The following is a 12,637-nucleotide window of genomic DNA, read 5'->3' as shown; positions in this document are numbered from 1 at the left end:
TGACTTCGTTTCTCAGGAATTGAGAGCGGCGGAAGACCCGGAATTTGAAACCTTCTACACTAAAAATATTCTGCTTAACGAAGGTCTGAGAGCTTGGATGGCTCCCCAAGACCAACCCCACGAAAACTTTATCTTCCCTGAGGAGGTTCTCCCGCGTGGTAACGCTCTCTAATATCCCTACCGCTAGTGGTCGTGACCAAAGTTCCACCGGCTTCGCTTGGTGGTCTGGTAACGCTCGTCTTATCAACCTCTCCGGTAAACTGCTCGGCGCTCACGTCGCCCACGCTGGTTTAATCGTTTTCTGGGCCGGGGCGATGACCCTGTTTGAAACCGCCCACTTTATCCCCGAAAAACCGATGTACGAACAGGGTTTAATCCTGCTTCCCCACTTAGCTACCCTCGGTTTTGGGGTCGGTCCGGGTGGTGAAGTAGTCGATACCTTCCCCTACTTCGTCGCTGGTGTTCTGCACTTAATTTCTTCGGCTGTACTCGGTTTTGGTGGTATCTACCACGCTATCCGCGGACCGGAAACCCTAGAGGAATACTCTAATTTCTTCGGTTACGACTGGAAAGACAAAAACCAAATGACCAACATCATCGGTTATCACCTGATTCTCTTGGGTTGTGGTGCGCTGTTGTTGGTATTTAAAGCCATGTTCTTTGGCGGTGTCTATGATACCTGGGCTCCCGGTGGCGGTGATGTCCGCATCATCACCAATCCTACCCTCAACCCCGCAGTTATCTTTGGTTATCTGACTAAAGCTCCTTTCGGTGGCGAAGGCTGGATTATCAGCGTCAACAACATGGAAGATATCATCGGCGGTCACATCTGGATTGGCTTAATCTGTATCGCTGGCGGTATCTGGCACATTCTCACCAAACCTTTTGCCTGGGCGCGTCGCGCTTTCATCTGGTCTGGAGAAGCCTATCTGTCCTACAGCTTGGGCGCTCTTTCCATGATGGGCTTTATCGCCGCCGTTTACGTTTGGTTTAACAACACCGCCTATCCCAGTGAATTCTACGGTCCGACCGGTATGGAAGCTTCCCAAGCTCAAGCTTTCACCTTCTTGGTCCGTGACCAACGCTTAGGTGCTAACGTCGCTTCTGCCCAAGGCCCCACCGGTCTAGGTAAATACCTGATGCGCTCTCCCACTGGCGAAATCATCTTCGGTGGTGAAACCATGCGTTTCTGGGATTTCCGCGGTCCCTGGTTAGAACCCCTCCGCGGTCCTAACGGTTTAGACCTCGACAAAATCAGAAATGACGTACAACCCTGGCAAGTCCGCCGCGCGGCTGAATACATGACCCACGCTCCTTTAGGTTCCTTGAACTCTGTAGGTGGCGTTATCACTGACGTTAACTCGTTTAACTATGTGTCTCCTCGCGCTTGGTTGGCTACCTCTCACTTCACCCTCGCCTTCTTCTTCCTCATTGGACACCTCTGGCACGCTGGACGCGCTCGCGCCGCCGCCGCCGGTTTCGAGAAAGGAATTGACCGCGAGACTGAACCCGCATTGGCAATGCCTGACCTCGACTAATTTCCCTTAGTTCGATGGCAGCGGCTCCCGTCTAGTTGGCGGGAGCCTTTTTGTTGTTAATTTGCATGAGTAGAAAACGGGTTTCTCCGAGAAACCCGTTTTCTGTGCGTTACTCAAGGGATTTAGTATCAGACGCGGCTAAAACACTCTCTAAAGCCGATAATAATCGTTGATTTTCTGCCGGTAAACGGACAGCGACCCGAAAATAATTGCTGCCCAATTCTGGGAAACTGAGACAATCGCGGATAAAAATTCGATGATATTTTAATAAAGCTTCCTGTAGGGGTAAACAGGAAGATTGAGATTGTACTAAGAGGAAGTTAGCGGCACTGGTTTGGGGCTGTAATTGCGGAAAATTAGCTAATCCCTGCCATAAATCCTCGCGGGCCGCCGTTAACCAATCCCAAGTTTGTTGTTGAAAATCCCTATCTTCAATTGCCGCAATAGCGGCAACCACAGCCAAATTATTCACCGACCAAGGATCGCGCCATCTTTGCCATTGTAACAGGCGGTCGGGATGAGCGAGGACGTATCCTAGACGCAAACCGGGGAGACTGTAAAATTTAGTTAGGGAACGCAAAATCAAGAGGTTGGGATATTCCGGCAACAGAGATATTAAACTCTCCTGTTGTTGGGGGGGTAAAAAATCCATAAAAGCTTCATCCACTACCACCAAACCAAATTGCGATAGATAGGGACGAATGGCCGCCACCGTCCAGAGTTTCCCGGTGGGATTATGGGGATTATTAAGTAATAAGCCTTGTTTTTCGGGATTAACCGGCTTTAAACTGGTTAAATCTAGGGAATGTTGGCAGATTTTTCCACCAAAACTTTTTAAGGCCCGTTCGTAATCGTTAAAAGCGGGTGTTAGTACATAAACACTATCAAATGAGGCCAATTCCCGACCAGCCCAGGTTAATAACTCAGCCGTACCATTGCCCGGGAGAATCCAATCTGGTCCGATATTGTGCCATTGACCGAGGGCAGAACGCAACTGCCAATACGCGGGGTCAGGATAACGAGTCAGACTGGTTAAATGGCTTTTAATAGCGGTTAGTGCGCTTTCCGGTGGACCGAGGGGGTTGATACTGGCAGAAAAATCGAGAATAGAGGAAACCGGACAGCCAGCAATTGCGGCCGCCCAGTCAAGATTACCACCATGTTTAGGTCTAGGCAAAAGACTTACAGCGAACGAAACTCAACAGTAATTATTCCTTATCCGGAGCCACTCTGTCTTTAAACAGTTTACCCGCCGAGAAAGCCGGGACGCGAGTAGCTGGAATCTCCATCTTATCGCCGGTTTTCGGGTTGCGTCCTTCCCGGGCCTGACGTTCCCGGGCCTCGAAGGAACCGAATCCTACTAGGGTTACTTTGTCCCCCTCAGAAACCGCATCGATAATGGTTTCGATGGCGGCAGTGAGAACAGCATCTGCTTGTTTTTTGGTGACAGAGGCTTTGAGAGCGATTTGATCGATTAATTCACCTTTATTCATGCGCTAACTCCTTTTTTTGCGGTTTTTCTGAGTTTAGGGTGGTTGTCAGTAGTTTATTATGGTTCCCCTGTTGAGGACTCGCCAGGATCGAGATCACTAAATAAAGCCTCAAATCCTCATTGGCTATATATTCCACTGCATTATTCTAAGCGGGAATTGTCTCGATCGGAATCGCTGAAACCTTTAATTTATCTAGATTTCCCCCCGATTCCCCGGTAAGAGGAGAGACAAAAGGGAATAAGCGAGAGATTTACGGCGATATAAGCTAATAAAAAGAGATTAGCAAGCTAAATTGCCGATAAATATTCTCTAAAAGCGATAGGCATCCTAACTTCCCAAAAATCGTTCATCGGTTCTCTCCCAGATTTTTGACTAATTTTGCCCCCAAAAACGTTAAAAAAGTTTACCAAAGCAATTTCTGCCCAAAAATTAAGGTTCAGACCCAGGAGATATTCGCTAGAATTGGAACTTATGATCGTTAAAAATATTCAAAAAAGCAGGATTTAACTGGAAAGTTTGCTATCATTATCTATTCAGCGACAAACTCGCATGGTGATTTACTGCTATCCCCTAGCCGATCTAGGTCAAAGCTTAAGACGTTCTTTTATCGTGACTTTTTTGGCAGTAATCGCCATTCTTGGCGGTGTGATTCCCGAATTTTCTTGGACGACGGCGGTGGTTAGTTTCCGGTCTTCCGCTTATACTCAAGATTTTACGGCTGACCAAATTAAACGTTATGCGACCGCAGTTTTGTTGATCGAAACCCAAAGAAAACAAGCTTATCAGGCAATTTCGCAAATTTTAGGCAAAATTCCCCCAGCAATTACCTGTAACCAACGGGAAAGCTTTAATAATCTTCCCGCTAATGCCCAAAAAATTGCCGTCGATTATTGTAATAACTCAAAAAAGATTGTCCAAGACAGTGGACTGAATGCGACTGAATTTAACGCCATTACTAATCGGGTTCGTAGCGATGATAACTTGAGACGACGGGTACAAAATGAGATGATTCGTCTGCAGCGGGAAAATAAATAGAAAAAGTTCCTCAGTTTTTCGGGTCAAGTTGGAGTCAGGGCTACAATAAGAATGTTTTTTCCCATTGACCAATATCATGTTAACTTTTACCGAGCGCTTACCCCCCCGTCATACCGCTAGTCCACCTCCCCCAGAAACGGTGGTTTTTAGCCTCCTACTTACGGCCGAAGAACGCACCCGCAGCCGTTATCGTCTCGACAGTCCCGAAGGTTTTTCCCTCTGTTTTCGTTTACCTCGCGGCACCATTCTACAGGATCGCGATTTCCTGCGGGGAGAAAACGGCGAAATTGTTCAAATTATCGCTAAACCCGAACCAGTTATCACTATTACCGCCCCTTCAACCGATTTACTCCTCAAAGCGGCCTATCACCTCGGTAATCGTCATGTAGCCCTAGAAATTAACCCCGATTATCTGCGTCTGGCCCCTGATTCTGTCCTACAAGCAATGTTAGAAGGTTTGGGATTAACTGTAACTGAAGAAATCGCCCCCTTTAACCCCGAAATCGGCGCTTATCAGCATTATCATGACCTGGAAGAGGCAAAAAAGGGATAGTTAGCTAATCTTGCCCAATGCCCTTTCTGATTTAGAGTAAGCAAAAATCAAACTCGGTTTCGACTTACCTCTTTTCTTACCATAAATTGTAGTTTTTGGGCATTATCTTAACAAAATTTAACTGACAAAAAAACAGTAACTTTTTAACAGCCTCTACGGGATATTTTCTTAATCAAGAGGCTTTCATTCTGCTAGTTTCTAGAATTTTAATCGGCCTCGGTGAATTGATTAATCATCAAAGTAAAAATCGAACTACGAGGAATGAATAACCATGGTACTTTCAGAACTAGCACCAACGGCTGTAACCTCTGTCCTGTCTGATTTATCCACACCCACTGAGGTTAAAAAATTCCCTGCTCAAAACAATGATCTAATCTATTTTTGTGAACTAGATTCTAGTAACAAACTGATCATTGAACCGCAAGGGGTTTATACAACTCTCGACGGACGAATTTATCTTAGTCGAAAATGTTAGGATTTTTCAACTATTATCTATATTTTCCGTCAGCCAATTTTTAAAGTTTCTGATGGCTTCACTTCTCCCCACTTGTTGACTTTGTTTAACAAATTGATTAATTAATTCAATAATCGGGATCTGAGGAAAATTGGGACTGCTTAAAGACTCAATATATTCTCCTTCTTGTAATAAATTAATCTGTAGGCCACTTTGAGTATAACGCCACAGTTCGGGAACACCTAACTGTCGATAATTATCTAAATAAGTACGGGAAGTAATATCAATTTCTAGGACTAAATCGGGGGGGGGATCACTTTCTAAATTAAGTCTATTTTTGCCAATAACGGCTTGATAGTTTTTAATATAAAAACAGGCATCAGGTTCAACCGCTTGATTCATCCGCTCGTTTTTAAATGTTGTTGATCCTAACGGTTCAAAATCAATATTGAGTGCTTCTAACAAAAACTGAACCATATAACTAATGATTTCTTTATCTTTTTCATGTTCGGGTAAAGGTAGCATAATTTCTAATATTCCGTTACTGTAGGATAACCGAGAAGCACGACTTTCTCCTAATTCTGATAATATTGTCTCAAATTTTTGCCAGTTAAGCTCTTTTAAAAGTAACTGTTGACCGGGATTGACGATAATTTGTTCTAAGGCTAATTGCATGGCTTTAGCTGAAAATGTTGATTTCTTAGTTTAATTATACCCTTACTCATAGTATTTCAACAAAAATTAAGCCTATTTGTAATATTCTGCCAGTTTTATTAAAGTGTTATTTCGTCGAGTAATAATTTTGGCATCAACCCCTTCAGATGGATCTAAATGTTCAGATTCTACAAGAGATTTAATAAAATTGGAAACTTGAGGGTTTAATTCTCCTTGATGGGTTGAAGATAAGCTCGTCATTAAAGCATCATACCATAACCGATTTTCGGCATAGCGTTCTGCTTGTTCAGTTTTTTGAATTGGCGGTTGACTTAAATGAATGGGTATTTCAACCACTCGGAATTCTGCTCGTTGAATCATCCAAACGTCAGGACTTTGACGAATAGCGACTTGCCATAAATACTTTTTACCCACTTCTAAAGGGGTTTGATTACTGGGAAAAGAAAAATACGGAGGGGAATGAGGGATTATTTGCCTTGAGCGATTGGATAAAAAAGGCGATGGCTTACTTTCCTAAAAGCTGCCAGACAATTCGTCGCTGGATTGACGAAATAACTGCCTATTTTGATAACCGAACAACCCAGGGAACAGTGGAAGGAATTAACAATAAACTGAAGGTGATTAAAAGGAGAGGCTATGGATTTAGAAACTTTAAAAACTTTAGTCTTAGATGTTTATTAAATTGGCATTTTGCTAGTTGATTTTATATGGTAAGTTCGGAAGAACCCAAATTACCTCATTTGTTGAGGGGGGGACTGGATGAAATAATTTACTTCCTGATCCCGATCCTGCTACTTTAGGAGGGATAGGATTAGGTTTACGCTGGTTAGTGGCTAATGGTTTAACTGTTCGTTTAGATTACGGGATTCCGTTAGTTTCTGTCGATAATTCCGGAAATTCACTGCAAGAACAAGGGTTTTACTTTTCGGTGAGGTATAGAAAAGCATTCTAGCATATTCTGAGAGAATTATAATAATAGTTCTCAATTAACTTAATCCGAATCTTTATCTTTTGTCGCTTGGTTAATTTCAGCGTTTTTCTCAAAGATGAGGTATAATCAATGTGGTTTGTGCTTCGAGGCGAGCGCTCTGTTCAAACCCTCATTCTGTAAGGCTTCTGGGGTTGATGATCGCACTTTTTGATTTCAAAAAAGCCTAAAGATATTATCCAACCAGGTTTTTAGATTTATTCAGCCAAACCTAGTTAAAAAAGAGAGGAGTAGGTCGCCATATCTAGTCCCTTGAGAACGGAATTCGGTATCGGTCAAAGTTTCTAGAAAAGCCCTAGGGATAGCTTGAGTATTTATACTTATTGCAAAATAGGTATGCTTTTCCTAAGATATAGTTGATCGGTAATCGTGCCGAACTAATTACCGAAAATTTGGGTTTAAAACCCCTTGAATGATGTTTTTATTGTATTCAGGAAGTTGAAAAAATGAAGACCAAATCGATCATAAGCTTACTATCCCTTAGTATTATAGGAATGTCAATCTATGCAGGTCAAGCTAATAGCAGTGATTATCGGGCTTTGACCCCTGAAGAAAAATCACGGTTGACTGATGCTTTGCTAAAACAGGGTTGTAGGAATCCTAAAGCGATGAAATTTGATGTTGAGACTAACCAGTTTGAAGCAGAAGATGCTGTGTGTGAGGGAGGAAGAAAGTATGATATTTACCTTGACAAAAACTTTAGGATTGTTTCAATGAAACCAGACTAAAAGAGCAAATCCCTGAGAAGCTTTTACCGGTCGCCGCGAAGATTACCAATGAGGTATAACAAAGCCATTCTAACAGCAACACCACTGGTAACTTGTTGGGAAATCAGACTAAAATCGGGATCGTCCATCAAATCGGAACTAATTTCCACTCCCCGATTCACAGGACCTGGATGAAGTACTTTCACCCCTGGTTGACAGGATTGCAAACGAGGACGAGTAATGCCAAAACTTTGATGATATTCGCGTAAACTGGGCAAAAGATTGGCGGTCATGCGTTCTTTTTGCAGTCGCAGGGTCATCACAAAATCGGCCTTTTCTAAAGCTGGTTCTAAATCCCAGTGGAGAAATAGGCGATCGCACAATTCCCCAAAATATTTCGGCAGTAGGGTAGGGGGTGCGGACAAATGTACTTCCGCCCCTGCCGTGGTTAAACTCCAGATATTGGAACGAGCCACACGAGAATGGAGTATATCCCCGACAATAGCGATTTTTTTGCCCTCTAACAGTTCTAAACGGGGATTTTCCTCATCTAACAGACAACAGATCGTAAACAGGTCTAAAAGTCCCTGGGAGGGGTGTTCGTGTTGACCGTCCCCAGCATTAAGAATACTGACCCCCGACTGCAAACGATCCATTTCTGCGGCAATTAAATCGGGAACCCCCGACTGTTGATGTCGGATAACAAAAATATCCGTACCCATGGCCACATAGGTTAAAGCGGTATCGAGAATCGTTTCCCCCTTAGTCAAACTGGAACTACCCGGGGCAAAATTAAGAACATCGGCCGAAAGACGTTTCGCCGCTAGTTCAAAACTACTACGGGTGCGGGTGGAAGGTTCAAAAAAAAGATTTGTCACCACTTGACCTTGTAGGGCCGGCACTTTCTTGGTACGTCGGGAAAGAACTTCACGAAAACTAGAGGCCGTTTGTAGCAGGGTTTGGTATTCTTCCGGTTGCCAGTCTTGCAATCCCAAAATGTGGTGTCGGATCCAAGTGAAAGCCATAGGAGTTGAGGAGGCGGTAAAAACGGCAAATTTCGTCTATGCTATTGTAGGATTTCTTTGCATCAAGTTAATAAATAGGGTTTATGAGAATTAATTTTTCCTTGTGTCAGGTCACTCTCGCGATCGCTTTATTTCTCAATCCCTTGCCGGCGATCGTTGCCCAGACTGCCACCTCTGGGGAAATGGTATCACCGACCACGGGCATTAATTACACTCGCCTGAAAAATTTCCTCGCTCAACAAAATTGGCGACAAGCTAACGATGAAACCCGTAATTTAATGCTGAAAGCGACCGGACGAGAATTACAGGGCTGGTTTACCATGGAAGACCTGCAAAAATTGGCCTGTTGGGATCTGCAAAAGATGGATCAACTCTGGAAAGAAGCTTCCGGGGGTCGTTTTAGTTTCAGTACCCAATTTCGTATTTTTATCGAGACAGGTAATCGACCGGGGCGCTTAGTGGCGATCGAAAATTTTCAAACTTTTGGCGATCGCATCGGTTGGCGTAAAGATGGTGATTGGATTATTTTTAAAGAAAATCTTAACTATACCCTCAATGCTCCCGTCGGTCATCTGCCGGCGCCCCGGGACGAATATCAGATCGCCGGTGGTCGTCTAGAATACACCACCCTCGCCCAAAGATTAGTCACCTGTAATATTGTTAGCTTAGGGCAAAGCAAACAATAGACCTCTTGTAAAAATCAAAAATTGTTGTTAGGGTTAGGAGTCAGGAGTCAGTAGTCAGTAGTCAGTAGTCAGGAGAATTAAGAATGAACAATAATCAATTAAATAGTCTATTTACGGATTTTATGCAATTTAATCCTTATTTTTGCCGTTTTTGAACCCTCAAAAATTAATTATGCCAGAGGTTTAATAATCACGGCGATCAATTCTGTAGAGTAAAATTTAAGGAAAAGCTTCTCTCCTCACCTTCCCTTTTTTTCCGATTTACTAGCACTTTTTCTGCCAAAACTCCCTAAATTTAACAATGATTAAACGATCCGTTAACGTATCGAGAGCGATCGGTTCGTCGATCGCCGTTTCCCTAATTGTCACTGGTTGCGCCCCCCAAACCCCCCAGGCCACCGGACCGGCGGCTGTTCCCGTCAAACTGCAAACCCTCGGCACCGACAAATTAGTGCAAAGTAGCGAATTTGTCGGTACTTTGATCGCCCAACAGCGTGTTAGCGTCTCTCCTCAGATTACTGGTCGGATTCGCTCTATTTTCGTTAAATCTGGCGATCAGGTAACTCAGGGACAAAAAATCGCCGAATTGGATCCCGAACAACAACAGCAACAGGTAAACGCCAGCATCGGCCAGGTAAATTCGGCCAAAGCGAACCTGAATGCGTCTGAGGCGGATTTAAGGCAAAGACAAGCGCAAGCGAGGGCAAATAAAGCCCAAATTGCCCAGAATCGGGCAAATGTGGCCAATGCCGAAGCCAATGTTAAAAGTCAGATCGCCACCTTGAGCGCCGCCGAAGCCGATTTACAGAGAGCGAGAGCTAATTTAGATTTGGCGGAAAAAAACCTAACAAGAGCCGAATTTCTGGTTAAACAAGGCGCACAGCCCCAACAGGACTTAGATGATCGCCGCCGCGACATTCAGGCCGCCAAGGCAGAAGTAGAAGCCCGGTCTCAAAATCGTGATGCGGCCCGTCAACAGGTGACGGCGGCTAGAGCTACCCTACAGGCAAACAAAGAAGCATTAAATATCGCTATTCAAAACGAATTAGCCTCAGGGCAACAGGTGGCGGCGGCGGCGGCAACAGTGAACAGTCGTCAAGCGGCAGTAGCCAGCGCTGAGGGACAATTAGGGGCGACGCGTCAGAATTTAGTTTTTAACACCATTACCGCCCCGATTGATGGTTTTGTCGGCGATTTTAATCAAAGAAAAGTCGGCGATATTATCTCCCTGGGTGAAGAATTAACCTCGTTAACTAACAATAAAACTTTGGAACTAAATGTGCAGATTCCCGTGGAATTACAACCGCGTCTGCGCGTCGGGTTGCCCGTGGAAATTATTAATCCCGATGGCAGCCCGGGGGTTCGCGGTCAAGTAACTTTTATTTCCCCCACCGTTTCCCAAGCTACCCAATCGGTTTTAGTGAAATTTGCCTTTACTAATGATGGCAGTCTTCGCAATAACCAATATGTGCGGGCGCGGTTAATTTGGGATCAAAAACCGGGGGTATTAGTTCCCACCACGGCAGTGACTAGCATCGGGGCGCAAAATTTTGTTTTTGTGGCCGAAAAAGAAAAGGCTAAAGAAGGTCAAGAAAATGCCAAGGAGCGTTTAGTGGTTAGACAAAAACCCATTCAAGTCGGCACGATTCAAGGGCAAGCTTATCAGGTTATTTCTGGAGTAAATGCCGGGGAAAGAATTGCTGTTAATAATATTCTTTCTCTCCGAGATGGTACAGCTATAACTGTTAGTCAGCAGTAATTTTTATGAGTAATTCGATTACCGTTCGTCCCCTGGCAGCGCAACTAATTACCGCCGAGAGTTTCCGTCCCTACGGTCAATTAATAACCCCTGGCCATGACGGGAAACTGTTTGATGAAAGCGATGCACAACTGCATTTAAAAAATGGTGTGCCACGTTTTTATATTATGCGTTTACAGACTCGCGGACGTAAATTTAAGCGAATTACTCGTCATAGTCAATGTACCCAATGTCTTGGTTCTTTGGGGGGACAAGAGTGGTTTTTAGGAGTGGCTCCCCCTAGTCCTCATCCTCAACCAGATTTAGAAAAATTAAAGGTTTTTCGCATCCCCGGGGACTGTTTTATTAAATTAGAGGTGGGAACTTGGCACGCTGGCCCACTTTTTGATCAACCAGAGATCAATTTTTATAATCTCGAATTGAGCGATACTAATATTATCGATCATTTTACCTATAATTTTGCCCAAGAGCAGTCAATCGAATTCGAGATTGTTGATTGAAAAAATTAATTTTTTTACCTAGGTTTTGCTGAATGTCGGTGAAAGCTGACAGGGAGAAAATGTGAGTTCTATGAAGTTAAAAAAGGGCAGAAGGTAGAGCAGGGAAGTCTTTTACCTCTAAATCCAGAGAAGGCTTAATAGGATGATAACTGTAAGCAATGAGACTCCCTAAAAGGTTAACTAGAAAATTCCAGATACTACTTTGAATTGGCACTATTTGTCGATTAAGTCTGAAAACGATGACCTATAGTCATTTCAGATAATACTAAATCTGGTTATTAAAAACTGATTATTTATTTCTCCTTTTGCCTGTTGCCTGTTGCCTTTTGCCTCTCCTCTATGAGTAGCCTATGCTCAACGGATTTAGTATAAGTATGATACAGTCTAGACCGACAAAATCCTTAGGAACTCTGGGATTGATATTCTCAATCTTAATTGAAATGACTATAGGTTGCTCTAATGGGAAGTTTTGTGACGACAAGTAGCATTTCTGATATTTATGGGGAATAATAGATTTAGATGAGTGCCTAACTTTCCAATTGGTAGCGACTTGCCATGAACCCAACAACCGCCAATTATGATGAACCTTGGAAAGAAGCATTAAGCGAGTATTTTGAAGCGTTTTTATACTTCTTTTTTCCTGAAGTTCACCAATTAATTGATTGGACAAAAATTCCCGAATCCCTAGAAAAAGAACTCAAACGGATTACCGCTTCAGCAAAGACAAAAAAACGTTTTGCTGACAAACTCTATAAAGTCTGGTTACTCAGGGGAGAAGAAATCTGGATTTTGATTCATATTGAAATTCAAAGCCAGTACGAAGAAAATTTCCCTCAGAGGATGTATATTTATAACTATCGGGCCTTTGATTTGTATCAGAAACCAGTTATCAGTCTCGCTATATTAGGAGATGAACGAGTAAATTGGCGACCAGATTCCTATAATTATACCATTGCTGGTTGTGAAGTCAGCCTCAAATTCCCAACAGTCAAATTACTGGACTATGAGGAAAACTGGTCAGAACTAGAAGCAAGTAGCAATCCCTTTGCTATAATAGTCATGGCACACCTGAAAACAAAAGCGACTACTGGGAAGCTGCCAGAACGGGAACATTGGAAGTGGAGGTTAATCAGGGGATTATATGAAAAGGAGTTCGAGAGAGAACAGATAATTAAACTGTTTGAAATCATCGACAATATGATGACTTTATCCCCTGAATTACAG

Annotated in this window: 13 protein-coding genes and 2 pseudogenes; 10 read left to right on the top strand and 5 right to left on the bottom strand. The window is 43.4% G+C overall.

The window, feature by feature from the left end; all coding sequences use genetic code 11:
• Both PN470_RS05700 and psbC read left to right on the top strand, forming a co-directional pair.
• Positions 1–172: photosystem II protein D2 (locus PN470_RS05700; RefSeq protein ID WP_271931852.1), on the top strand; the 172-nt coding region annotated here is incomplete at its 5' end.
• Entirely contained in the window at positions 156–1,538 is a 1,383-nt protein-coding gene (psbC, locus tag PN470_RS05695) for a photosystem II reaction center protein CP43 (RefSeq protein WP_002801320.1), read from the top strand. The genes PN470_RS05700 and psbC, both read left to right, overlap by 17 nt.
• A gap of 109 nt (positions 1,539–1,647) precedes the next feature.
• Here psbC and cobD read toward each other — a convergent pair whose 3' ends face one another.
• Positions 1,648–2,715 carry a threonine-phosphate decarboxylase CobD gene (gene cobD, locus PN470_RS05690; protein WP_272103981.1) on the bottom strand — a complete coding sequence of 356 codons (1,068 nt, stop codon included), beginning with the start codon at positions 2,713–2,715 and terminating at the stop codon, positions 1,648–1,650.
• Positions 2,716–2,746: 31 nt separating this feature from the next.
• A complete protein-coding gene (locus tag PN470_RS05685) occupies positions 2,747–3,031 on the bottom strand; it encodes an HU family DNA-binding protein (RefSeq protein WP_002739253.1) in 285 nt (94 codons plus the stop codon).
• Between the two features lie 549 nt (positions 3,032–3,580).
• Here PN470_RS05685 and PN470_RS05680 point away from each other — a divergent pair.
• Entirely contained in the window at positions 3,581–4,066 is a 486-nt protein-coding gene (locus PN470_RS05680; RefSeq protein ID WP_002738674.1) for a DUF4168 domain-containing protein, read from the top strand.
• Positions 4,067–4,142: 76 nt separating this feature from the next.
• Positions 4,143–4,619: an urease accessory protein UreE gene (gene ureE, locus PN470_RS05675; RefSeq protein ID WP_002747017.1), complete on the top strand. Its 477-nt coding sequence runs from the start codon at positions 4,143–4,145 to the stop codon at positions 4,617–4,619.
• Positions 4,620–5,100: 481 nt separating this feature from the next.
• Here ureE and PN470_RS05670 read toward each other — a convergent pair whose 3' ends face one another.
• Complete coding sequence (locus PN470_RS05670; RefSeq protein ID WP_271936776.1) at positions 5,101–5,748, bottom strand: Uma2 family endonuclease; 648 nt, start codon at positions 5,746–5,748, stop codon at positions 5,101–5,103.
• A 72-nt stretch (positions 5,749–5,820) separates the two neighbouring features.
• On the bottom strand, positions 5,821–6,162 hold the full coding sequence (locus tag PN470_RS05665; protein WP_272103978.1) for a DUF928 domain-containing protein: 342 nt from the start codon (positions 6,160–6,162) through the stop codon (positions 5,821–5,823).
• Between the two features lie 26 nt (positions 6,163–6,188).
• Between PN470_RS05665 and PN470_RS05660 the strand changes: the two are divergent.
• Positions 6,189–6,449, top strand: a pseudogene (locus PN470_RS05660) (ISL3 family transposase); the annotation flags it as partial.
• Positions 6,450–7,182: 733 nt separating this feature from the next.
• The gene (locus tag PN470_RS05655) at positions 7,183–7,464 is read left to right on the top strand and encodes a hypothetical protein (protein WP_130758252.1); all 282 of its coding nucleotides are present in this window, start codon (positions 7,183–7,185) and stop codon (positions 7,462–7,464) included.
• Between the two features lie 23 nt (positions 7,465–7,487).
• Here PN470_RS05655 and PN470_RS05650 read toward each other — a convergent pair whose 3' ends face one another.
• The gene (locus PN470_RS05650) at positions 7,488–8,468 is read right to left on the bottom strand and encodes an aspartate carbamoyltransferase catalytic subunit (protein WP_002738968.1); all 981 of its coding nucleotides are present in this window, start codon (positions 8,466–8,468) and stop codon (positions 7,488–7,490) included.
• 83 nt (positions 8,469–8,551) lie between these two features.
• On the opposite strand from PN470_RS05650, the gene PN470_RS05645 reads away from it, so the two are divergent.
• The 4 genes and pseudogenes from PN470_RS05645 to PN470_RS05630 form a co-directional block, all read left to right on the top strand.
• Positions 8,552–9,154, top strand: coding sequence for a GUN4 domain-containing protein (locus PN470_RS05645; protein WP_002739340.1), 603 nt, complete (start codon positions 8,552–8,554; stop codon positions 9,152–9,154).
• 301 nt (positions 9,155–9,455) lie between these two features.
• A complete protein-coding gene (locus PN470_RS05640) occupies positions 9,456–10,913 on the top strand; it encodes an efflux RND transporter periplasmic adaptor subunit (protein WP_271936767.1) in 1,458 nt (485 codons plus the stop codon).
• Positions 10,914–10,918: 5 nt separating this feature from the next.
• Positions 10,919–11,413 carry an ureidoglycolate lyase gene (locus tag PN470_RS05635; protein WP_002738430.1) on the top strand — a complete coding sequence of 165 codons (495 nt, stop codon included), beginning with the start codon at positions 10,919–10,921 and terminating at the stop codon, positions 11,411–11,413.
• A gap of 555 nt (positions 11,414–11,968) precedes the next feature.
• Positions 11,969–12,637 (top strand): annotated as a pseudogene (locus PN470_RS05630) (hypothetical protein); the annotation flags it as partial.

This window comes from Microcystis sp. CS-574, assembly GCF_028329095.1.
Classification (GTDB): Bacteria; Cyanobacteriota; Cyanobacteriia; order Cyanobacteriales; family Microcystaceae; genus Microcystis; species Microcystis ichthyoblabe_A.
Note: the sequence above shows the minus strand (reverse complement) of the source record. Positions and strands in the feature narration are given on the sequence as shown.